General features: G+C 72.3%; 18 protein-coding genes. 7 read left to right on the plus strand and 11 right to left on the minus strand.

Annotation, left to right across the window (positions count from 1 at the left end):
* Nucleotides 1-71: 71 nt before the first annotated feature.
* Nucleotides 72-3,122, minus strand: coding sequence for an AAA family ATPase (locus OG937_37510; GenBank protein ID WUD76999.1), 3,051 nt, complete (start codon nt 3,120-3,122; stop codon nt 72-74).
* Nucleotides 3,123-3,587: 465 nt separating this feature from the next.
* Between OG937_37510 and OG937_37515 the strand changes: the two genes are divergently transcribed.
* Nucleotides 3,588-4,247, plus strand: coding sequence for a hemerythrin domain-containing protein (locus tag OG937_37515; GenBank protein WUD77000.1), 660 nt, complete (start codon nt 3,588-3,590; stop codon nt 4,245-4,247).
* A 60-nt stretch (nt 4,248-4,307) separates the two neighbouring features.
* Here OG937_37515 and OG937_37520 read toward each other — a convergent pair whose 3' ends face one another.
* On the minus strand, nt 4,308-5,507 hold the full coding sequence (locus OG937_37520) for an MFS transporter (GenBank protein ID WUD77001.1): 1,200 nt from the start codon (nt 5,505-5,507) through the stop codon (nt 4,308-4,310).
* Nucleotides 5,508-5,739: 232 nt separating this feature from the next.
* On the opposite strand from OG937_37520, the gene OG937_37525 reads away from it, so the two are divergent.
* Nucleotides 5,740-6,684, plus strand: coding sequence for a helix-turn-helix domain-containing protein (locus OG937_37525; protein WUD77002.1), 945 nt, complete (start codon nt 5,740-5,742; stop codon nt 6,682-6,684).
* A gap of 21 nt (nt 6,685-6,705) precedes the next feature.
* Here OG937_37525 and OG937_37530 read toward each other — a convergent pair whose 3' ends face one another.
* Nucleotides 6,706-7,377 (minus strand): DUF402 domain-containing protein, encoded by a 672-nt coding sequence (locus OG937_37530; protein ID WUD77003.1) that lies wholly within the window; start codon nt 7,375-7,377, stop codon nt 6,706-6,708.
* A gap of 195 nt (nt 7,378-7,572) precedes the next feature.
* On the opposite strand from OG937_37530, the gene OG937_37535 reads away from it, so the two are divergent.
* Nucleotides 7,573-8,514, plus strand: coding sequence for an SDR family oxidoreductase (locus OG937_37535; protein WUD77004.1), 942 nt, complete (start codon nt 7,573-7,575; stop codon nt 8,512-8,514).
* A 19-nt stretch (nt 8,515-8,533) separates the two neighbouring features.
* On the opposite strand, the gene OG937_37540 is transcribed toward OG937_37535, so the two are convergent.
* Nucleotides 8,534-9,268 carry a hypothetical protein gene (locus OG937_37540; GenBank protein ID WUD77005.1) on the minus strand — a complete coding sequence of 245 codons (735 nt, stop codon included), beginning with the start codon at nt 9,266-9,268 and terminating at the stop codon, nt 8,534-8,536.
* A gap of 277 nt (nt 9,269-9,545) precedes the next feature.
* Nucleotides 9,546-10,658 (minus strand): cation diffusion facilitator family transporter, encoded by a 1,113-nt coding sequence (locus OG937_37545; GenBank protein WUD77006.1) that lies wholly within the window; start codon nt 10,656-10,658, stop codon nt 9,546-9,548.
* A 61-nt stretch (nt 10,659-10,719) separates the two neighbouring features.
* Between OG937_37545 and OG937_37550 the strand changes: the two genes are divergently transcribed.
* The 3 genes from OG937_37550 (at nt 10,720) to OG937_37560 (ending at nt 13,378) form a co-directional block, all read left to right on the plus strand.
* Nucleotides 10,720-11,079 (plus strand): metalloregulator ArsR/SmtB family transcription factor, encoded by a 360-nt coding sequence (locus OG937_37550; protein WUD77007.1) that lies wholly within the window; start codon nt 10,720-10,722, stop codon nt 11,077-11,079.
* 518 nt (nt 11,080-11,597) lie between these two features.
* Entirely contained in the window at nt 11,598-12,698 is a 1,101-nt protein-coding gene (locus OG937_37555; GenBank protein ID WUD77008.1) for a PLP-dependent cysteine synthase family protein, read from the plus strand.
* Nucleotides 12,699-12,901: 203 nt separating this feature from the next.
* Nucleotides 12,902-13,378, plus strand: a complete 477-nt coding sequence (locus OG937_37560; GenBank protein WUD77009.1) for a DUF3558 domain-containing protein — start codon at nt 12,902-12,904, stop codon at nt 13,376-13,378.
* Nucleotides 13,379-13,609: 231 nt separating this feature from the next.
* Here OG937_37560 and OG937_37565 read toward each other — a convergent pair whose 3' ends face one another.
* The 3 genes from OG937_37565 to OG937_37575 all read right to left on the minus strand — a co-directional run bounded on the left by OG937_37565 (nt 13,610) and on the right by OG937_37575 (nt 16,403).
* Nucleotides 13,610-14,548: a GNAT family N-acetyltransferase gene (locus tag OG937_37565; protein ID WUD79011.1), complete on the minus strand. Its 939-nt coding sequence runs from the start codon at nt 14,546-14,548 to the stop codon at nt 13,610-13,612.
* A gap of 166 nt (nt 14,549-14,714) precedes the next feature.
* Nucleotides 14,715-15,596, minus strand: coding sequence for an IS982 family transposase (locus OG937_37570; GenBank protein ID WUD79012.1), 882 nt, complete (start codon nt 15,594-15,596; stop codon nt 14,715-14,717).
* A gap of 294 nt (nt 15,597-15,890) precedes the next feature.
* Nucleotides 15,891-16,403, minus strand: a complete 513-nt coding sequence (locus tag OG937_37575; protein WUD77010.1) for a cupin domain-containing protein — start codon at nt 16,401-16,403, stop codon at nt 15,891-15,893.
* A 144-nt stretch (nt 16,404-16,547) separates the two neighbouring features.
* Here OG937_37575 and OG937_37580 point away from each other — a divergent pair, with 144 nt between their 5' ends.
* The gene (locus OG937_37580; GenBank protein ID WUD77011.1) at nt 16,548-17,249 is read left to right on the plus strand and encodes an alpha/beta fold hydrolase; all 702 of its coding nucleotides are present in this window, start codon (nt 16,548-16,550) and stop codon (nt 17,247-17,249) included.
* Nucleotides 17,250-17,326: 77 nt separating this feature from the next.
* Here the strand turns inward: OG937_37580 and OG937_37585 are convergent, their stop codons facing one another.
* Genes OG937_37585 through OG937_37595 form a run of 3 tightly spaced genes read right to left on the minus strand, consistent with a single transcriptional unit; the run spans nt 17,327 to nt 22,404 of the window.
* Nucleotides 17,327-20,101, minus strand: a complete 2,775-nt coding sequence (locus tag OG937_37585) for a phosphoesterase (GenBank protein WUD77012.1) — start codon at nt 20,099-20,101, stop codon at nt 17,327-17,329.
* 6 nt (nt 20,102-20,107) lie between these two features.
* Complete coding sequence (locus OG937_37590; protein ID WUD77013.1) at nt 20,108-21,466, minus strand: ABC transporter permease; 1,359 nt, start codon at nt 21,464-21,466, stop codon at nt 20,108-20,110.
* Nucleotides 21,463-22,404, minus strand: a complete 942-nt coding sequence (locus OG937_37595; protein WUD77014.1) for an ABC transporter ATP-binding protein — start codon at nt 22,402-22,404, stop codon at nt 21,463-21,465. The genes OG937_37590 and OG937_37595 overlap by 4 nt, the downstream gene beginning before the upstream one ends.
* Nucleotides 22,405-22,506 lie beyond the last annotated feature (102 nt).

The following is a 22,506-nucleotide window of genomic DNA, read 5'->3' on the forward strand; positions in this document are numbered from 1 at the left end:
CTGGCAGGCCGGAGTCGTCCCGGGCATCGGGAGAATTCCCGAATCACCGAATCCCCGAATCCCCGAATCCGTCAGGGGGAGGACGGGAGCCCGTTGCGGTGCGCCATCGCCGCGGCCTCGGTGCGGCTGGAGGCACCCAGTTTGGCCAGGATGCTGGAGACGTGCGTGCTCGTCGTCTTCTGCGAGATGTAGAGCTCTTCGGAGATCCGGCGGTTGCTGTACCCCCTCGCGACCAGCCCCAGCACCTCCGACTCGCGCGGGGTGAGGCCGAAGGGTGACGGTTCCGTCGCGGTGGCGGCGGTCGCGGGCGGGCCCTGTTCGTCCGCCGGGCCCGTGCCGGCCCGGCGCGTCACCGCTTCGACGTCCGCGAGGAGCAGGCCCGCCCCGAGGTCGGTGGCGATGCGCCGTGCCCTGCCGAGCCGGTCGAGTGCCGCGGCGCGCTGCCGGTGGGTGGTGAGCAGGGCGCGTCCCTCGCCGAGGAGCGCCGCCGCCGTCTCGTGGGGACGGTCGACCGCCGTGCAGGAGGTCACGGCCTTTGACCACAGGGCCGGGTCGTCGGCCCCGTCGGCGCGTCCCAACTCCGCGCGGAGCAGCCGCTCGTACGCCGCCCAGACGGGGAAGACGACGTCGAGCCGGCCGGCGGCGCGGCGTATCGCGGCGAGGACCTCGGGCGAGGCCCCGCCGAGGGAGGCGGACCGACGGGCCTCGGCCTCGACCGCCGCCGCGGTGCGCAGCAGTGGCAGCGACCAGCGGACGGGTCCGGTGGTCAGGCCCGCGGCGTCGGCCCGCAGGAACTCGGCCCGGGCGTCCGCGAGACGGCCCTGAGCGGCCGCGATCTCCATCGTGCAGTGGCTGAGGGCGATGAGGAGTTCGGCCCGCAGCCGCTCGGTGCCGCGCAGTCGCTCGGCGAGCGCCAACTGCCGGGCGGCGCCGTCCGCGTCACCGCGGTGGAGCAGGTGGTACGCGCGGCGGGCCGCGAACGTCCAGCGCGGCAGGTGCGACCGGGCGACCGAGGCGGCCTCGTCGAGGGCCGCCTCGGACTCCGCCCAGCGGCCCACGGAGAAGAGGCTGATCGCCCGGTTGGAGTGCACCCACGCCTCGTGGTCGGCCAGCCCGAGCGACCGGCACAGCGCGATGCCGTGGTCGGCGGCCGCGACGGCCTCCTCGGAACGGCCCATGCCCTCCAGGATCGACGGCAGGTTCTGGTTCGCCCGCCCGGCGATGCCGAGTTCGCCCAGTTCCTCCGCCCGCCGTCTGACCTCGTACAGCTCGGCGACGCCGGCGCCGTCGCGGTCGGTCCCGGCGTCCAGCAGGCACCTGGTCATGCGGGCGTGCAGTTCCAGTGCCTCGGCGCCCACGGCGGCCGCGTACCGCACGGCCTCGTCGGTGGCGGCCCGGTGGTCCGTACCGGGGCGGTGGACGGCGCTCCAGTTGGCGATGTGGACCAGGACGTCGGCGTGCACCGGCGACGGGGCCAGGCCGTCGACCAGTTTCCGTGCCGTCTCGAGGTCCTGCCATCCGTCGCCGCGGTTCAGTCCCTGGATCAGCCGGGACCGCTGGGTGCGGAACCACGCCGCGCGCAGCCGGTGCGGCTCGTCCTCCGGCGGAAGGCCCTCCAGCGCGGTGTCGGCCAGACGCAGTGCCACGTCGAGGCTGCCGCTGTGCAGCGCGGCGACGGTGGCGGTCGCGAGCAGCTCCAGGCGGAGGCGTCCGTTCCCCTCGAGCCCGGGCCCCGCGTGCCCGGCACCACCGCGTGGGTACGTCTGCGGGCAGCGCGGGGCGGGCAGGGCCGCGCGGGCCTCGTCCGGGACCCGGTCCCACAGCTGGAGCGCCCGTTCCAGGTGCCACAGCTGCTCGGCGTAGGCGTAGCAGTGCCGTGCCTCCTCGGCCGCCGCGACGCTCATCCGCAGGGCCTTCACGGAGTCCTGCGCGGCGTGCCAGTGCCGGGCCAGACGGCAGGACAGTTCCACGGCGGGCACGAGCGCGGGGTCGGCCTCCAGCGCCTGCGCGTACCGGCGGTTGATCAGCGCGCGTTCGCCCGGCAGCAGGGTCTCGCTGACGGTCTCGCGCACCAGCGAGTGCCGGAACCGGTAGTCCGAGCCGCCCGGTTCGGGGACGAGGACGTGGGCGAGGACGGCCGCGCGCAGCCCCTCGATCAGCTCGTCCTCGGGCAGCCCCGCCACCTCCCGCAGCAGCGCGTACCCGGTCACCTTCCCGCCCTCGGCGGCCGTGCGCAGGATGCGACGGCTGGTCTCCGGCAACGCTTCCAGCCGGGTCAGCAGCACGTCGTGGAGGTCGTGGAAGTCATGGAGCCCCGGGCCCGGGTGGTCCCGGCCGGCGCCGGCGAGCTCCTCGACGAAGAAGGCGTTGCCGTCCGAGCGGGCGAAGACGTCGTCGAGGACGGCCGGGTCCGGTGGCGCCCCGAGGATGCCGGTGAGCTGTCCGCCGACCTCGCCCCGGGTGAACCGGGGGAGCGCCACACGGCGTACGGACCTGAGCCGGCCCAGCTCCGCGAGCAGCGGGCGCAGCGGGTGCCGGGGGCCGACGTCGTCGGACCGGTAGGTCCCCATGAGCAGCAGCCTGCCGCGGCGCCTGGTGCGGAACAGGTAGCCCAGCAGGTTGCGGGTGGAGGCGTCGGCCCAGTGCAGGTCCTCGATGACGAGTACGACCAGGCGGTCCGAGGCGAGGCGTTCCAGGACGCGGGTGGTGAGCTCGAACAGCCGCGTCACGTCGTCGTCCCGGTGGTCGACGGGCGTCACGCCGCCCGGGTCGGGCAGGATCCGCGCGAGGAGGTCCTCATGGCCCGCGCTCGCCGCGCGCACCTCGTCGGGCAGTCCCTGCCACAGCACGCGCAGGGCCTCGGAGAACGCGGCGAAGGGCAGGCCGTCGCCGCCGAGCTCGACGCAGCCACCGACCGCCGCGACGGCCGCCCCCGGCTCCAGCGACCGCAGGAGCTCCCCGACCAGCCTCGTCTTGCCCACCCCGGCCTCGCCCCGGACGAGGACGGCCTGGGGGTCGCCGCCGTCCGCGGCCCCGGCGGCCCGCAGGAGCTCGGCCAGCTCGGCCTCGCGGCCCACGAAGACGGGGCTGACGCGGGTCTGTGTCGAGAGGGGGGCGCTCATCCGAGGGGACCTGTGGGGACCTGTGGGTGGTGACCACCGGGTACCGGGGGCGGCGTGCCCCCGTCGTGGTCGTGCGGGCAATTCTTGCCGAAGGGTAGCAACGTGCGGGTCCTTCCCCGCCCGTGGGGCGGGGAGCGACCCCCCGTGGCGAGCCCCCCGACTGGCTCGACCACGGGGCGCTGCGATCGCGGGCGGGGGTCCCCGCGCATCCGCGGCTCCGACGGACTGCCGGGGTGGAGCCCTTCCGATGCTGGCGGAGCCGGGCTCTCCCGCGCATCGGGAGAACTCCCGACCGCCCTCCGGCGCCTGCCGGGCGGCCGTGCGGCGCGGACTCCGCCGCGGGATCGGGAATTCTCCCGATGCGCGCGGGCCGCTGCCGCTGACAGCATCCGAAGCTCCCTTTCGTGATCTCCCCCACCAATCGAGGCTTCAGCAGTGGCAGCAGTACCGACAGTCAGCGAAACCATGGCCGATGTGCGCGACATGTTCATGGCGCACACGATGATGCGCCGGGAGTTCCGCCTGCTCCCGCAACTCGTCCGGGACGTGGAGGCCGGTGACACCCGGCGCGCCGGGATCGTGGCGGACCATGCCGACAAGGTGTGCCTGATCCTGCACCTGCACCACGAGGGCGAGGACAAGGTGGTGTGGCCGCGCCTCCTGGAGCGCGGCGGTGAGCGGACCGCGGCCATCGTGCCCACGATGGAGGAGCAGCACCACGGCATCGACACCGCCCTCACCGAGGTGGCCGCACTGCTGGCGGGGTGGCGCTCCACCGCCCAGGGCGGCGAGGCCCTCGCCGCGGCCCTCGAAGAACTGCTGAGCCGGCTCCTGGAGCACATGGCCCTGGAGGAGAAGGAGATCCTCCCGCTGGCCGAGGAGTACATCACCGCGGCGGAGTGGGCGGAGCTCGGTGAGCACGGCATGGCCAACAGCCCGAAGAAGGACCTGCCGCTGGCCTTCGGCATGGTGATGTACGAGGGCGACCCCGAGGTGATCAAGGCGGTCCTCTCGCACGCCCCGCTGGTGCCCCGGCTGATCATGCCGGTCCTGGCCCCGCGCCTGTACGCCTCGCACGCCAAGCGCGTGTACGGGACGCCGACCCCGCCCCGCGTCGGGGCCTGACCCGGTCACCGTCCGGCGGGGCGTACGCGGTACGCCCCGCCAGGTGACGACCGCCCTGCCTCAGGCGCCCGCGGGGAAGGCGTGCCTCCTGCCCCCGGTCACGGCCGCGGCGGCGGCGACCAGGAGGGCCAGCGACGCCCAGGTGATCGACGCGGTCCCCAGGTCCGCGACCAGGAGGCCACCGATGAGGCCGCCCAGGGCGATGGACGAGGAGAAGACCGTGATCGTGATCGACTGCGCGACGTCGGCGGCGGCCCCCGTCGCGTTGATCGCGGCGCCGATGAACAGGCTCGGGGAACTGCCGAAGGCGAAGCCCCACGCCGCGACGGCGACGTAGACCAGCACGGGCACGCCGGAGCACGCGGCGAGCACGAGCACGGTGAGCGCGAACAGCGCGGTGCTGCCCACGACGAGCCTGCGCAGGTGCCGGTCGATGTGGGTGCCGACGACGAGGACGCTCAGGATCGACGTGACGCCGAAGGCGAACAGCACCCAGCCCGCCTGGCCGCCCATGCCCAGGTACCCGAGGAGGTCGGTGACGTAGGTGTAGAGGATGTTGTGGGCGACCATGTACGTGGCGAGGGCGAACAGGATGGTGCGCAGCCCCGGCAGGCGCAGGACCTGCGGGACCGTGAAGCGTTCGTCGGCCGACCGGCCGGGCAGGTTCGGCAGCGTCGCCAGGATCCACACCATGGTCAGCGCGGTCAGGGCGGCGGACGCGTGGAAGGCGAGCTGCCACCCGCCGAGGGCGCCCAGCCAGGTGCCCAATGGGACGCCCAGCGCCAGCGACACCGGGGTTCCGGCAAGGGCGATGGCGATGGCGCGGCCCTGGCGTCCCTCGGGGGCGAGCCGGGCGGCGTAACCGCCGAGGAGGGGCCAGACGAGCCCGGTGCCGAGGCCGGCGACGAAGCGGATCACGAGGGTCGGCGCGTAGTCGTCGGACAGCGCCGTGAGCGCGTTGGCGACGGCAACGGTGCCGAGCGCGAGCTGCAGCACGTTCTTGCGGGGCCACCTCGCCGTCGCCCGGGTCAGCGGGATCGCCCCGATCGCGGTGGCGAGGGCGTAGATGGTCACGGTCTGGCCGGTGAGCGAGACGCTCGTGTGGAGCGTGCCGCTGATCTCCGGCAGCAGGCCGGCGGGCAGGCATTCGGTGAGGATGCCGACGAACCCGCTGAGGAAGAGGCCGAAGAGGGCCTTCCCGGGGAGGCGGTCCCGTCCGCGCGCTGGGGTGGACGGACCTGTGGTGGTCGTTTCCGTCATTCTTCGTGGTCCATGGGCTGTGTGTGACCCGGCGCCGTACGGGCGGACGGGTCGAACGGCACGCGATCTGGAGCGGGCTCGGATGGCGTGACCCCGGGTGGGTGTCTCCGGGCGCTCGTTCAGGCTGCTCCGGCCGTACGGCGTCACCCAGGGCCCCGCTCTGCCTACGTCCCGCGTGACTACCACCGGCAGGGACAGGCTCCGCCCGGAATCCGGCGGGATACTGGAGCGCATGGCCAGCCACCCCGACCTCCGCACCGGCCCGGGAGACGGGTCGGATCCCGGTCCGGGACCCGGCGCCGGGCGGCACCTCGACGCGCGCTCGGAGCTCAACGAGTTCCTGCGCACCCGCAGGGCCCGGCTGAAGCCGGCCGACGTGGGGCTCGCCGAGTACGGGCGGCGCCGGGTGCCGGGCCTGCGACGGGAGGAGCTGGCACAGCTCGCCGGGGTGTCCGTGGCCTACTACACGCGCCTGGAGCAGGGCAACGGCCGCAACGTGTCCGTGGAGGTGCTGGGCGCGATCTCACGGGCGCTCAGGCTCTCCGAGGCGGAGCACGCCCACCTGCTGCACCTGGCGAAGCCGAAGCGGCGGAAGCGGCGGCCCGCGCCCGAGCGCCGGCAGGTGCGGCCGGAGCTCCAGGAGCTGCTGTCGGCTCTGGAGGGCGTCCCCGCGTACGTGTGGGGCCGCCGCACCGATGTGCTGGCGTGGAACCGCACGGCGTCCGCGCTCTTCGGCGACTGGGCGGAGCGTGCCGCTGAGGACCGGAACTGGGCCAGGATCACCTTCCTCGACCCGGCGGCCAGGCGGCTCTTCGCCGACTGGGAGTCCAAGGCCGCCGACGTGGTGGGCCAGCTGCGGATGGACGCGGGCCGGCACGTGGACGACCCGGTACTGGCGGCGCTGGTCGGGGAGCTCTCCATGAGGAGTGCGGACTTCCGGTCGCTGTGGGCGGCCCACGACGTCAGGCGGAAGTCGCACGGCGGGATGCGGCTGCTGCACCCGCTGGCGGGCGCGCTCACCCTCCGCTACGAGACCCTCGCGCTCCCCGGCGACGAGGAGCAGTCACTGTCGACTTACCACGCCGAGCCGGGTTCGGCGTCGGAGGAGGCGCTGCGTCTGCTGGCGAGCTGGGGCGCGGACGCCTCCCGGGACTGGTCGGCGGCCGCGCGGGGTTGATCCCGTCCCCGCGAGCGCTCCTTACAAGTGACCTTCCTTGCTTGGGCGTTGGGGTACGGCGAGCGGCAGGCGCGGTGTGGGCCAGGCCGGTTCCCATCGCCATGCCGCCCACGCGGCGGCCTCGCCGAACGGTCCGGAACGCTCCTCGAGCATCGCCAGCGCTTGTCCGCGGGCCGCGTCGACGGCCCGGTGTTCGGTGTCGGTGACGACGCCGAGCCTGCGGACGTGGGCGTACTCGTCCTCGTCCTTCCACTCCCAGCTGCTCAGGTCGGGGGCGACGAGCAGGTCCACGATGAGGTCGAAGGTGTCGAACCCGTCGGCGGTCCGGATCGTGGGGCGCTCGAAGTTCACGTACCAGTTCCGCAGCCCGGCCTCGGTGTAGAAGGCGTTGACGCTGAACCAGGCGGTGGGCGGCTTCCACATCCGCAGCTCGGTCTCCTGCCACCGCCCGGGCGTGAGCTCCCACCGACCCGTGGCGAGGCCGTCGATCGCGTCGGTGCGCACGGTGCGGTCGCCGGTGGCGCGGGCCCGCGCGTACGCGACGGGCCAGCGGGTCTGGGCGCCGGGAGCACAGGCGGTCACCAGGGCCGTGCCGGTGTCGGCGAGGACACGGAGCGCGTGCTCGCTCCAGACACGGCCGCTGCGGTGCACGTCGCGGCGCACGGCCGTCCGGCCGGCGCGGTGGGTACTCATCGCCTTCTCCCTCGATTCGTCCGCCGGGGGGACAGTGTGTGCCCGGCGCCGTGTGCGCACGTCGCACGTGGCCAGGCCTCCGTTCGAGTGGCCGCCCCGCGGCCGTCCGACGCGGCACGCGGCCCGGGGCCCGAAGCTCGGCTTCACTCGGTGGTGCCCCCCGCCTCCGGACCAGGATCGAACGGTGTGCCCCTGATGACGACCGGTACCAGCGTACGCAGCCGCAGGGCGACGGCCCCGCTGGAAGGGCGCGTGGCCGTCGTCACCGGCGCGGCCCGGGGAGTCGGTGAGGCGCTCGCCCGGCACCTGTCGTCAGCCGGCATGCGGGTCGCGCTGCTGGGCCGTGAGGAGGCGACCCTGCGTCAGGCGGCGGCTTCCCTGTCCCATCCGAACATCTTCGTCGAGGCGGACGTCACCGACCGCCCGGCACTCGAAGACGCGGCCCGGCGGGTGGACGAGGAACTCGGCCCCGCCAGCGTGGTGGTGGCCAACGCGGGCATCGCCGCCGGCGGACCGTTCGCCCACACCGAAGCCGAACTCTGGCAGCGGGTCATCGACGTCAACCTGGTGGGGGCCGCGAACACGGCCAGGGCCTTCCTGCCCCAGCTCACGCGGACCCGCGGATACTTCCTGCAGATCGCCTCGACCGCCGCCTTCTCCGCCGCCCCGCTGATGAGCGCCTACTGTGCCTCCAAGGCCGGTGCCGAGTCCTTCGCGCAGGCCCTGCGCGGTGAGGTCGAGCCCGACGGCGTCACCGTCGGCATCGCCTACCTCCACTGGACCGGCACCGACATGATCGTCGACCTGGACGACCACCCCGTACTGCGCGCCCTGCGGAAGAACCAGCCGTCGTTCGCCCGCCGCGTCCACTCGCCCGCCCAGGTCGCCGACTGGCTCGCCACGGGCATCGCACGGCGCGCGCACCATGTGTACGCGCCACCGTGGCTGCGCTGGTGCCAGCCGCTGCGGCCGCTGTTCCCGCCGGTGGTCTCGTGGATGGCCCGGCGCGAGCTGCGTGCCCGTTCAGGTGCGGAGCTGGGTTCCGCCACCGCCGTCATGGGGGCCGGTGGCCGCGCCGACTGGGACGCCTTCACGTCGCCCGTCGAGCCGCAGCGGCCGGAGCACCCGCCGCGGTGAGGGCATCCGTTCCACCCGCCTACCGCGGAGGGCGTCGTCCCGTGAGCCCCTGCCACCGGTCCCGGGCGGCCTCGAGGCCCGCGAGGGCATCGGCGAGTGCCGGGTCGCGGCTCTGGCGGGCGGTCAGCATGCCCAGCCACCTGCGGGCGTCCTGAGCGGGGCCGGTATCGGCGCGCGCGGCCTTGAGGGCGTCCTCCGCCTTCTTGACGGACGTGGCGAGCTCCGTGCGGAACCCGCTCTCCTTGGCGACCGCGTTCTCGACGCGGACGCTGAAGCGGCGCACGCCGTCCTCGCCGTGCTCCCCGGGCGGGTAGGACTCCAGATGCACCTCGTCCGGCCGCCTGAGGTAGAGGTGATGGCCCGTCGGGCTGTGTTCGAACCGCACCTGCAGGCCGTCCAGCTGCAGGACCTTCGTCTCCCGCCCGGATATGACCATCACGTGCGCGTGCAGGGACACTTTCCCGAGCGCCGCGACGAAGGCGCCCTTGCCGGGCCGGCGCAGCCGCGCGAGGTGCCGCTCGGCGTCGCCGATGCGACGCCGAGCGGCACGATCGGCCCGTGCCACCTGCGCCTGCGCCCTTGCCAGTTCGCGCCGCGCCCCGCGCCGCAGCTTGCGGACGGTCCGCCGGGCGCGGTCCAGGGCGTCCCTGTCGGCTTCATGACGGCCGGAGAGCGCGAATCTCCAGCCGCCGGGGTATCGGCGGAGCCGCCGCCCCGCTCCAGCGAGCACGAGGATCACGACGGTCAAGGTCATCCCCACTATGCCCACGCGCCCACCTCACCCAGTGACAGCCGCCGCCGCACTCATGCGCACGGGGTGGAGGAACCAGTCGAAGGTGTCGAATCTGATGCATATCGGAAGATATGCCCAGCAATGTCACGGCGAATGCGCGCGCGACGGCGGCATTTCCGGACGTGTCCGGCACCTCGGGTCCTGCGGGCTGACGCCGCATCGGGTCGGTCCGTGGGTGTCGTCCGGGAGGCGGTGCGATCGGGTCGCCCGGGCGCGCCCGCGGGCCGGGCAGTGCCTGTCAGGCGGCGTGATGGGCCAGTTCGGCGTGCGGGTCGGCCACCCCCGGCACGGGTGCGGGGTCCGCGTGGACCAGGGCGGCGGTCAGGCGGGGGACCGCGTGCAGCAGCGCGTGCTCGGCCGCGACAGCCGTGTGGTGGGCCTGACGCACGGTGAGGTTCCCGTCGACGACCACGGCGACCTCGGCGCGCAGCCGGTGCCCGATCCAGCGCAGGCGCAGCTCGCCCACCCCCCGGACCCCCGGCACCTCGCGCAGGGCGCGTTCGGCGTCGTCCACGAGCGCCGGGTCGACGGCGTCCATGACGCGGCGGAAGACCTCGCGCGCGGCGTCGCGGAGCACCAGCAGGATGGCCGCCGTGATGGCCAGGCCCACGATCGGGTCCGCCAGCCGCCAGCCCATCGCCGCGCCCGCGGCGCCGAGCAGCACGGCCAGCGAGGTGAAGCCGTCGGTGCGGGCGTGGAGGCCGTCGGCGACGAGCGCGGCCGAGCCGATCTTGCGCCCGACGCGGATGCGGTAGCGGGCCACCCATTCGTTGCCGATGAAGCCGAGCACCGCCGCGACGGCCACGGCGGGCAGATAGGCGACGTCCCGCGGGTGCAGGAGGCGGTCGACGGCGGTCCAGGCGGCGAAGCCGGCGGACGCGGTGATGGTGAGGACGATGACGATCCCGGCGAGGTCCTCGGCCCGGCCGTAGCCGTAGGTGAAGCGCCGCGTGGCGGCCCGCCGCCCGAGGACGAACGCGACGCCGAGCGGGAGGGCGGTGAGGGCGTCGGCCGCGTTGTGCACGGTGTCGCCCAGGAGGGCCACCGAGCCGGACAGGACGACGACCACGGCCTGGGCGATCGCGGTGACGCCGAGGACCGCGAGCGAGATCCACAGGGCCCGCATGCCTTCGGCGGAGGACTCCAGGGCCCCGTCCACCTTGTCGGCGGACTCGTGCGAGTGCGGGTGCAGGAGGTGTCCCAGCCGGTGGCGCAGGCGTGCCCGGCTCCGGGTGCCGTGACCTTCGGAGCGGCCGTGGCCGTGGCCGTGGCCGTACGTGTGCCCGTGGTCGTGCCCGTGTTCCTGCCCGTGGCCGTGGTCGTGCTGGGTGTGCGTGTGCCGGCCGTTCATGGGACCGCCTCCGGGGAGTCGTGGGTGGACACGGGCTGAGCCTTCCCCCCATTATGTGCATATGAACGCACGCACGCACCTGTCACCTGCGCATGGTGCGCACCCGCGAGCGCCGGGCACCGAGCACTACGTCCGCGGGGCCGAGCTCCTGAGCCTCCTCGCGGACCGCACCCGCCTCGCCCTGCTGCACTCGCTGACCGCGGGCGAGGCCGACGTCTCCACGCTGACCGCGCGAGTCGGCGCCGCCCGTCCCGCCGTCAGCCAGCACCTGGCCAAACTCCGGATCGCGGGCCTGGTCTCCTCCCGAAAGGAGGGCCGCCGGGTGATCTACGCGCTCTCCGACGGCCATCTGCGCAGGCTCGTCGACGAGGTGCTCAACCTCGCGGATCACCATCTGAGCGGCAAACCGCCGCACGCCTGAGCGCGTTCCGGGATGTTTCATGGCGTAATGTGCGGCCTGTGCGAGGCCGCCACCGCGGAACGTGCCCGACGTTCCTCGTTGCGCTGCTGGCCGCATTCTGCTTCACCGTGGCCGGCTCGCCCGCGCACGCCCACAGCTGCCCGCACGCGCACGTTCATCTGAAGAACGCGGAGGAGCGACCGCACCCCGTCACTCCCCACCACCCCGGTGAGGACTGCTCCCCGGGCTCCGCCGAGCTCCCGGGGTCCCGCACCGGACCACGCGAGCACGGGACCGGCCCCGCGCAGACCGGCGCCGCCGAAGCGGCGCCCGGACAGGTGCCCGCCTCGCGCAACACACCGGGAAGCGACCCGGCCCCAGACGCCCGCATAGCGACTGCGGAGCCGTCCGTCCTCTGCCTCTGGCGCATCTAGAAGACGCCCCCGGACCGGTTGACGGTCCCTCACCCCCGCCCGTGTGCGCACCGGCGGTGGGTGAGCCGTGCACGGCACTCTTCCCGATTCCAGAAAGCGGACACCATGAACGAGCCCACCACCGGCCGCGACCTCGCCTCCGCGGTCGGCGACACGCCCCTGCTGTGGATCTCCCACCCCCTCACCTCTCCCGGACGCGGCTTCTGGGCGAAGCTGGAAGGCGCCAACCCCGGAGCCATCGAGGACCGCTCCGCCCTCCACATGGTCGGCTGCGCACGCGAGCGCGGCGATCTCCTTCCCGGCGCGACCGTCGTGGCGTCCACCAGCGGCGCCTTCGGCCTCGGACTGGTGCTCGCCGGACGGGTCTTCGGCCACCCGGTCACACTCGTGACCGATCCGGACCTGGAGCCGGACATGAAGCGCCTGCTGCGCTCACGCGGTGCCCGCCTCGACATCGTCCGCGACGCCCACCCCTACGAGGGCTGGCAGGAGGCCTGCCGCCGGCGCGTGACCGAACTCCTGGCGGCAGAACCCGGGGCGTGGTGCGCCGACCCGTACGACAACCCCGACAACGCCGACGCCTACACGCCCCTGGCGGCGGAACTGATCGAGCGACTGGGCCGGGTCGACGTCCTGGTCACCAGCGTCGGCACCGGCGGCCACTCGGCGGGCATCAGCCGCCCGCTGCGCGCCGTCAACCCGGACCTGCACGTGATCGGGGTGGACACCGTCGGCTCGATCACCTTCGGCCGGCCCGTCAGGCCCCGTCTCGTCCGGGGCCTGGGCAGCAGCATCCACTCGCGCAACGTGGCGTACGAGCAGTTCACCGAGGTGCACTGGGTCGCCGCGGCCGAGGCCGTGCACACCTGCCGTGCCCTGGCCCGCTCCCACTACGCGTCGGGCGGCTGGAGCGTCGGTGCCGTCGCCCTCGTCGCCGGATGGGCGGCCCGCACCTACTCCGCCGAGGCACGCATCGTGGCCGTCTTCCCCGACGGGCCGCACCGCTACCTCTCCACGATCTACGACGACGACTACTGCCGGGACCGCGGGCTGCTCGGCACCGCCCCCGCCACGGAGCCCACGGAGATCGCCTCACCCACCGACGGTGAGGCGGCGGGCTGGACCCGCTGCCGCACGGTGACGAACCCGGTGGCGTCGCTCATCGCCCCGCCGGCGCACCCCGTGGAGGCGCCCGAGTCCGTGTGAGACGGGGCCGCCGCAGGGGCGGCCGTGTTCGCCGTGCCGCCGGCACGGCGAACACGGCCGTCGCACGGCGATGACAATCGGTTGCCGCCCTGTGACAGGAGCCCGCAACTGGGCGAGCGCGAGGTGACGTCTTCCGGGGCCGAGACACGAAGGCCGGAGTGCCCCCCCGGCCCGCCGCGCCACCATCGGAGGACCCAACAGTGATGCGTTCATCTCTGGCAATCGTCGGCCTGGTGCTCCTCGCCGCGACAGCGACCGCCTGCGGCTCGTCGGACACCGGCGCGAAGGCGGCCCCCGCGCAGTCCGGCCCTGCTTCCGCGGCCACGGGGAAGGGAGCGGCCGCGGACGGAGGTTCGTCGGAGGACGGCAAGAAGGTCGACGCCTGCACCCTGCTCAAGCCCGAGGAGGTCACCCCGCTCATCGGCGAGAACGACGGCGGGCACCCCGACGCCGGTGTGGGGGAGAGCGTCTGCAACTGGGAGAACCCCGACACCTACCACTCCGTCACACTGAGCATCGGCTCCGCGAAGACGGCCGGTTCGGAGGACGTCGACAACTCGATGATGACCGCGTTCACCGTCGACGACCGCCTGTGCACCATCCAGGTCGTCACCCTCAAGCGGGACGCCGACAAGAAGTCCGAGGCCAAGCTCATCGACCTCGTCCGTAGGAGAGTGTGACGGGGCGGCGGCCGCGCGCCTGACGCGTCGGCACCAATGCCCCCGCGCAACGCCCCCGTGGGTCCTGGAGGCAGCTCCAGGGCCTGGGGGGCGCCGGACGCGGCCGGGTTGCCGCTCGTGCGCCGGACACTAGACGAGTAAGTCCGAAGCCCGGTCAGGCCCACTGACGAAATACTGCCTCCGAGGTGACGGAATGCCGATTCCGTTGACAGGTAACGCGAGCGCGGCTGGTCATGCGGCCCCCGGAGCCTCCAGGACCATACGGATCTCCGTCACCTCGTAGCCGGCGCGGTCGAAGGCCGCGGCCATCGGGACATTCGTCGTATCCGTCGTCGCGGTGATCCGCTCGGCGCCTTCGGTTGCATGGAAACGGGTGATTTTGGCGAGGATCTCGTTGATCAGCCCCTGACCGCGCTGCTCGGGTACGACTCCGAGATAGCCCACGTTGCGGTTGTACGGGGTCGCTGACGGGACGGCCAGACCGGCGAGCGTGCCATCGGGCAGCTCCGCGAGCCTCCACCAGGAGCGCTCGCCCGGGCAGTCGAGGTAGAACCGCATGTCCTCCTCGGCCAACTGTCTGGTGTCCTTGGTGCGCAGCTCGTCAAGGGTGGCTTGGTCGAGGCTGCCTGCCGACACCCGGATGAAGGCATCCAGGAACTCCTGGTCGCTTCCCTCGCGGAACACCAGCCGACCGCCGGCTTCGGGCAGTCCTGCCGCGGGAGTCCATTCGTAACGTAGGCGCTGAATTTCCCGGCTCAACCCTGTGCGCAAGCCCACTTCACGACGCCAGGCGACCGCCTCGGTGAGTTCCGGGCGGGTGCTCCAGTTCGCTGGGAGAGAGAGGTTGTACAGCGGGCGCGTGCCGAAGGCGGCATGCCCGGCGTCGAGGAGCCTGGTGGCGACGGCGACCGGATCGGCGACTGTGGAGCGGACCTGGAGACAGTCGAGGGCTATAGGCCGCTCGCTGTCGGCGCGGCCCCACCACAGCGCGCGGGCGAGGACTTGCCCGTCCTCGTCCTCGGCAAGCCAGATCCACTCCGGGCGGAACCGGTTGGCGTCGAGCTCTCCGCTGAACCTCTCGGCGGTCAGGGCGGCAACCGGGCCGTCGGCGGGGTACGCGGCGGCACGGTCAAGGGTGGTGGGGTCAGCGGTGGCGGGAAGGAATCGCATCCGGCCCATGATCACGGCTGGGCGGGACCGGGTCAAAGCATTTGCCGCTTCCCTCCGCGCTCGGTTCTTTGCCACAGTTCACCGGGAACATTCACGCAGGGACAAGGGAACGCCACACCACCCGAGCCGTGTTTCCGCAGCTCAACGGATTCCGTCGGTGGCCCGGTCAGTGGTCGTAGGCGATCAGTGACCGGGTGACGGGGGCTGCGGTGTGGTTGTTGTGCCAGATCGCGGCGGCCATCGCCAGGACGCGCTGGGCGACCCGGATCGCGACGCCCTCGAAGCTGCGTCCGCCGTGGTCTTCCAGGTCGAGCTGACCCTTGAGGGTGTCGTTGACCGACTCGATCAGCTGCCGGACCTTTTTGAGCATGGGCTCGCCGTAGCGGGCCTTCTCGTCCTTGCGGGACGGACGCAGCATGGTGATGCCGTACTGGCCCAGCAGCGTTTCGAAATCCTTCCCGGCGAATCCCTTGTCGCAGATCAGGAGGATGCCGTCATGCTCGGCAGCCACGCCGGCGTCGACTTCGAGCATCGCGGCCAGCACCTCCCGTTCGCCGATCTTCGGATTGGCCAGCGCCCATAGGATCGGCATCCCAGCCGGGGTGCACACCAGGTACAGCTTCAGCCCCCAGTAGAACCGCGAGTGGCTGGCGCAGTAGCCGTAGCCCGCCCATCCGGCCAGATCCGAGCGCTTGACCGTGGGCCGGGACATGCCGCAGGGCACCGGGGTAGAGTCCGCGATCCAGCAGTCGTCCAGCCAGAAGTCGCTGGACTTCGCGAGCATCCGAATGACCCGCTTGACCAGGCCAAGGGCGGCACGCAGCCGTTTGTTGTAGCCGGACTGCTGCGGCAGATAGGGAAACATGCCGGCCAGATGCTTGCGGGCGTAGCGCAGCCAGTGCGCCTCGGAGGTGAAGCCGAGCAGCGCCTGGGCGACCGCAACACACACCAGCTCGGAGTCGGTCAGCACCGGCGGTCTGCCCGTCCACCGCGGCCCTCCCAACTCGTCATCGATCTTCACGTACAGTGCGGTCAAGAGGGTGTTCAGGTCTTACGTCACAACATGATCTTGAACACCCTCTCTTCACGCCCGATCACCGGCCCGGGACATAGGACTTACTCGTCTAGCGTCGGACCCATGGACGCACCGACGCGGTTCACGCTGACCGAGCACTCGGCCACCTACTGGCGCGTGACATTCGACAACCCTCCCGTCGATCTCGTGGACGCGACGATGACGAGCGAGCTGGACGCCGTCTTCACGCGCGCCGAGGCCTACGGGGCTACGGGCCTACGGGGCTGCGCGGTCCACGGTGCTGCGGGGTCTACGGTGCTGCGGGGTCTACGGGAGCATGATCGTCTTGGAGCGCCGGATGACCTGCTCGGCGCGGGCGCCCATGTCGTCGTCGACCGGCGGCGGTGCCTCGCCGGGGCGGGCGGGTGTGCTGTGGTCCAGCATCAGCTGTTCGAGGCCGGGCGGCGTGTAGATGAAGAGCAGGCGCGCCGCGTGGATGCGCTTGTTCTTGAAGCCGTGCCGGATGCCCTTGGGCACGTGGATGAAGTCCCCTGCCACGGCGGTGAACTCGTGGTCGCCGTCCACGAACTCCAGCTCGCCGTCGAGGACGTAGAACGTCTCGTCCTCTTGCGTGTGCGCATGGGGCACCGGGCCGCCACCGGCCGGAACGGTGGCCTCGATGAAGCCGATGTTCCCGTTCGTCTGCGCGCCCGTGGCCTTGACCGTGTAGACGTCGTCCGCGGCCCACACGGTCGGCCCCTGGCCCGACGGCACGTAGAGCGCGCCGCGCCTGTTCCAGGTCGGGTCGTCGGGGTCGTTCTCGTCCAGCAGGAAACTCATCGTGCCTCCGTTGTCAGGTGACCGCCCGGCGTCCTCCGGAGCGTATCAAATCCTTGACGAGTCAATTATCTCGTACGGGTCCCGGCCGTGATGCGCACCGGTGGGGTTGGTGTCCCCGAGGGAACTGCCCGAGTATCGAAGGTGATGTGTGCCGTCGCGGACAGCCGCTCGAACGCGCCCACCTTGCTCCTCGTCCACGGGGCGTGGCACGGGTCGTGGTGCTGGGACGACGTGCGGTCCGTGCTCGGGCCCGTTGGTTGGGCGACGCGCGTCGTCGATCTGCCCAGCACAGGGCGGGAGGACGCCGGAATCCATGACGACGCGCGCGAGGTGCTCCGGGAGCTGGCGGGCATCGAGGGCCCGGTGGTCGTGGTCGTGCACTCCTACGGTGGTGCGCCCGTCACCCAGGCCGTCGCGGAGGCGCCCCGGGTCGCCCATGTCGTCTACCTGGCCGCGTACCGGCTGGAGGTCGGCGAGAGCGTCCTGGGCTACCACGGGGCTCCCGTCGCGGCCGAGCCGCGGGGCTTCCGCCCGCCCCCGGACGACCCGATCCGCACGTTCTACGGCGACGTGCCGCGGCGGGAGGCGGAGGCGGCGGCCGCAAGGCTGGTGCCCCAGAGCGCGAAGTCTTTCGCCGAGCCGCTGACCCGCGCCGGCCGGCACGCGCTCCCGTCCACGTACGTCGTGTGCGAGCGGGACCGGGCGCTGTCGCCGGCCTGTCAGGAGGGCATGGCCGGCCGCGCCGACGCGGTGCACCGGCTGCCCAGTGACCACTCGCCGTTCCTGTCCATGCCCGAGGCCTGTGCGGCCCTGCTCGCGAGGATCGCCCTCGGAGCGACCGCCTGAAGCGAGGCAGTTCGACGCTCAGGGCCTCTGGCCGACGGCACCGCCGACCAGAGGCCCGTATATGTGATCAGCGGGCGTCAGCCGTCGTTCTCCACCGACGGGATGTAGGCCCCCGGGACGTCGTCCGGCGCGAAGATCTTGTCCTCGCCGGGGTACGGCGTCGTCCACTGGTGCGTCTCGTACCACGTGAGGTGGTTCATCTGCGCGGGGTTGGCGAAGTCCGGCCTGGCGTTGGGGCCGGTCAGCCGCTGCTTGGACTGCCAGTCCTCCCACTTCGCGGCGAGGGCCTTCTTGCCCGCGGGCACCTTCGTCGTCGGGACGGCCGCGGCGCTCGGGTCCTGCGGCGCCGGGGTGTCCAGGCCGCAGGCGGGCGGGGTCTTGAGGCCGTCGGTGAGCGGGGTGCGGTTGGGCAGCGCCGTGAAGGGCGTGTAGTCGGCCTTCTTGGTGAACGCCCCGAACATCGGGGTGGCCGCGCTGTCCTTCTGGTTCATCGGGTGGACCCCGAGGATCTGCTCGATGGTGCGGATCATCGTGATCTGCGAGTAGTAGCGGCTGTCGACGGTGTCGTGCCGGGCCCAGGGGCTGATGATCTGGATCGGGGCGCGGTGGCCGTCGACGTGGTCGAGGCCGGCCTGGGAGTCGTCCTCGACCACGAAGATCGCGGAGTCCTTCCAGTACTTGCTGTGCGAGATCTCGTCGACGATCCGGCCGACCGCGAGGTCGTTGTCCGCGACCTGGGCGGCGGGGCCCGCGGGCCCGCCGGTGTGGTCGCTGGAGAGCCAGAACATGTTCAGGTTCGCCGGACCGTTCTTCTCGAAGTCCTGCTTCCATATCTCCGCCCGGTAGACGTCCGGGACGCTGGTGTCGAACTTCGGGAAGCCGGGCACCGAGACGCTGTTCAGAGACGGGATCGGCGAGGACGACACCAGGTTGTAGGCGGTGTCCTGCCCGGTGGCCTGCATGTTCTTGGTGTCGCAGTACAGGTTCTGCCAGGTCGCGCCCGACGGCTTGGTGAGGAACTGGTGGAACTCGCCGAAGTCCCGCACGCTCTTGCCCTGCGCCTGCGCGCCGGTCCAGATGAAGCCGGTGCGCTGATGGCCGAGGGCGTCGTCCTCGGTGTCGTAGCTGCGCGCGTACTCTCCGGCGGAGGACTCGGTGTACTCAGGGTTGTCGGCCTGCATCAGCCAGTTGTGGCCCTCGGCGGAGTTCGTGCCGATGTCGTACGTGTTGTCGTACAGCCCGAACTGCCGGGCCAGCGCGTGCTGGTTCGGCGTCACGTTCTCGCCGAACTCGGCGAGGGACGGGTCGCCGTTGCCCTGCGGGACGTCGCCGAAGACCTGGTCGTAGGTCCGGTTCTCCTTGACGATCATGAAGACGTGCTTGATCGTCGACGGGTCGCCGAGTCGCTGCGGGACGGCCACCGGCTTCGCGTGGCCCTTGTCCTTGCCCTTGTCCTTCGCGAGCTTGACCGAGCCGTTGGTCCAGCCGTTCTGCTGGAAGACCTTGGCCGTCTGGGACTTGATGACCTTCTCGCTCGGCAGCGTGAACCGCTGGACGCTCGAGGTGGTGTCGTGCGTGCCGTGCCCGGCACTGCTGGTGGGCCGGCGGGCGTCGATGCCGCGGGTGTTGGAGACCACGACCTGGTTGCCCACGGTGGCGATCTCCGCGGGGAAGTAGTCCGTCGGGAGGAGGCCGACGTAGCCGACCGGCTCCTGGGGGGAGTCGTACCGGTAGACGGCGACCGCGTTGGCGCGGCCCAGTGTCACCAGCAGGTGGCCGTCGTCGGTGAGCGTGACGGCGTTGGGCTCGTAGCCCACCGACGCCTCCGGCCACGGCTGGGTGGCGATGGTCTGCACGACCTTGTTCTTGCGGGTGTCGATGACCGACACGTCGTTGGTGGCGGTGTCCGTGACGAACAGCGCCCCCTTCTTGGCGTACAGCGCGGTCGGGTGTAGACCCACGTCGATGCTCGCGACGGCGGCCGCCGGGTCGGCCAGGTCGATGACGCTGACCGTTCCGGTGGTGGTGGCACCGGTCTTGGGGTCGGCCGGTACCTGCGTGCCGTACGAGTTGATGGTGGTCTCGCCGGGCTTCGCCGGGCGCCCGCCCTCGTTGCTGACGTACAGCTTGGAGCCGACCACGACCATGTCGCGCGGGGCGTTGCCCACGGCCCAGCTCTGCTTGACGGTCGCGGTCGCCGTGTCGATGGCGACCACGCGGTTCTGGCCGTTGACCGCGGCGTACACGGTGGAGCCGTCGGAGGAGAACACCGGCTCGCCCACCAGGGCGTGCTTGGAGCCGTCCGCCGGGATGGAGACCGACGTCGGGTTGGCGAGGCTGCCGTCGGGGTTCACGGTGAAGCGGGTGTAGCCGTCGGTCTGGCCCAGCCAAAGCTGCGAACCGTCGGGGGAGTACGTGGGGCCTTCCTGGCCCACGCTGTTGCTGCCGATGCGCAGGTCCGCGGACGCGGAGTTGCCGACGAGCTGCTGGACCTTCCAGTTCTTCAGGTCCACGACGGCGAGCGCCACGCCCCCGTCGGTGACGGAGGCCGCGAGGTGGGTGCCGTCCGGGCTGACCGAGGACGACATGATCTTGCCGTTGTCGATGACGAGGCGCTCACCGTACGGGGCGATGTACTGGTCGCTCGAGACGACCTGCCCCCGGTCGGTGACCTGGCCGACCTGGTCGTGGCCGAACTGGGTGGTCTGGGCGAACCCGATCCCGGTACCGGTGGCGAGGACGACAGCGGTCGCGGCTGCCAGCGTGAGGCTTCTGCGGCTGCCGAACCATCGGCCGGGGAGGGCACGGGTGTCCCTCTCGGCGCCCACGCGGCGGCGACGTGTGACCTGCATGGTGAGTTATCCCTTCGCGGAGGTGGCAAGCAGTTCGACGTTGCCGTCGAACTGCCAGAGCGGGTTCGGCGCGTCCCCCACCGGGGTCCGCACCAGGAAGTAGCCGTTGACTTCCTTCGGCCCGTCGCCGTCGGCGACGTACCGCCCGTCCGGAGTGACGTCGAGCTGGTAGATGGCCTGGCCCGTGGCGGTGACGCCGGGGAGGTGCCAGGAGACGACGCAGCGCCAGTCGTTGCCGGGCCCTTCGGCATCGGCCGTGACGCCGCCCTTGGTGCACGCCGCCGTGGCCTTGAGCTGCGCTTCGGTGACGGCGGGACGGTGGAGCTGGTCGGTCTGCATGCGGTACAGGTGGGCGAAGGCCGTGGCGACCGAGCGCTGCACCTTGTCCTGCTCGACCCCGGAACCCGTGGCCGTGGTCGTCGCGGTGACGACGGCGACTGTCGTGGCGAGCAGCCCGGCCAGCGGCAGGGCGCCGGCGAGGAGCGCGCGGCGCGCCGAGCCGTCGTCGGTCAGGTTGGTGAAGTCGCGCCGCAGGAAGAGGAGGTAGGCCAGGACCGTCGTGGTCACGGCCCACAGCAGGCTGACCGCGATGCCGATCAGGAGCGGTGTGAGCTGCTGGGGGCCGGTGAACAGCCCGTTCCAGGAGATGAAGGCGTAGCCGGGCAGAGCCAGGCGCACGGCGACGGGGAGCGGCATCATCTGCGCGAGCTGCATCGCGAGCGCGACCAGCGCGGGCAGCAGCAGGCCCATCGGGGACCGCCCGAGCGCGATGGAACCGAGCAGGCCGATCCCGGCCAGGGCCAGCGTCGGGGCGAGTGCGCAGAGCCAGGCGAGCAGGACCTGTCCGGCGGCGTCGGACGGCGTCAGCAGGTGGCCGTCGAGGCCGACCAGCGGCTGGTTGCCAACCGCCACGACCCCGCCGACCGCGCTGGAGCAGGCCATCCCGGTCACGAGCAGCAGCAGGACGGTGAGGCTGGCCAGCGCCTTCGCCACGAAGATCCGCCGGGGTGAGCGGACCGCCACCAGCAGGTGGCGCCAGGTGCCGAGCCGGTCCTCAGAGGCGAACACGTCGCCGGCGACGACCGAGGTCAGCAGCGGGAGGGCCCAGGTGCCCGCGAAACCGAGCATCACCAGCGGTCCGGCCCACCCCGTCGCGTGCATCCAGCGGCCGAAGAGGGTGTCGACGGGGAGTGTGCTCTGCTGGCTCACCGCGGCGACGAAGAGCGCCGGCGCGATCCAGCAGGCCAGGACCAGCAGGCGGATCCGCCATTGCGAGACCAGCTTGACCAGCTCGAAGCGGTAGCCGCGCGAAACCGGGACGCGACGGACGGGGACAACGTTGTCGGCGACGATGGTCGCGGTCATCGGCCGGCCTCCTGCTGCTGGGTGAGGGCGAGGAACGCCGCCTCGAGCGGCGAGACGACAGGTGCGAGCTCGCGCAGTGCGATGCCCGCGCGAACGATCCCCACCACGAGTTCGTCGAGGGCCGGCACCAGAGCGCGCACGACCAGGAGGTCGGCGTCGTTCCGTACGCCGGCGTCGTCGACGACGCGGATTCCGGCCGTGCCGAGGGCCAGTTCACGGGCGGCCTCCGGGTCGGAGGTGAGCAGCCGGTAGTCGAGTTCACGGTTCTCGGCGGCCAGCTTGCCCAGCGGGCCCGAGAAGACGACCCGTCCGGTGGCCAGGATGGTGACCTCGGAGCACAGTGCCTCCAGGTCGTCCATCCGGTGGCTCGACAGCACGACGGCGGTCCCCTCGCCGGCGAGCCGGGTCAGGACCCCGTGCACGTGCTTCTTGCCCGCCGGGTCCAGGCCGTTGGACGGTTCGTCGAGCACGAGCAGGCGGGGCTTGGTGAGCAGGGCGGCGGCGAGCCCGAGCCGCTGACGCATGCCGAGCGAGAACCCGCGGGCCCGGTCGTCCGCGACGTCAGTGAGTCCCACCTGGGCGAGTACGTCGTCGATCCCGGCCGCGCGCGCGTCCTGTCCGCGGAGGGCGGCCAGCGCGGCGAGGTTCTGCCGGGCGGTGAGCGACGGATAGAGGCCGGGCCCGTCCACGAAGCCGGCGACGCCGTCGGGCGCGGCGAGCGCCCGCCCGACCGGTGTGCCCAGGATCTCGAGGCCGCCGCTGTCGGCGACCGCGAGGCCCAGCAGGAGGCCGAGCAACGTGGTCTTGCCTGCGCCGTTCGGTCCGACCAGGCCGTGGATCTGTCCCTGCGTCACGTCGAGGTCGACGCCGTCGAGTGCGACGACGTCCCCGAAGCACTTGGCGATTCCGCGAGCACGGACTGCGAGGAGTGTGTCCATGGGTCCCTTCTTCCGCAACGCTCAAGGACCTTAGGGAGGGCGCACACCCCCGCCAGGGACGCTCGGTTGAATGGCCATGGAACGTATCGTCAAGACATCGGC

It is taken from the genome of Streptomyces sp. NBC_00510 (assembly GCA_036013505.1).
Taxonomy (GTDB): Bacteria; Actinomycetota; Actinomycetes; order Streptomycetales; family Streptomycetaceae; genus Actinacidiphila.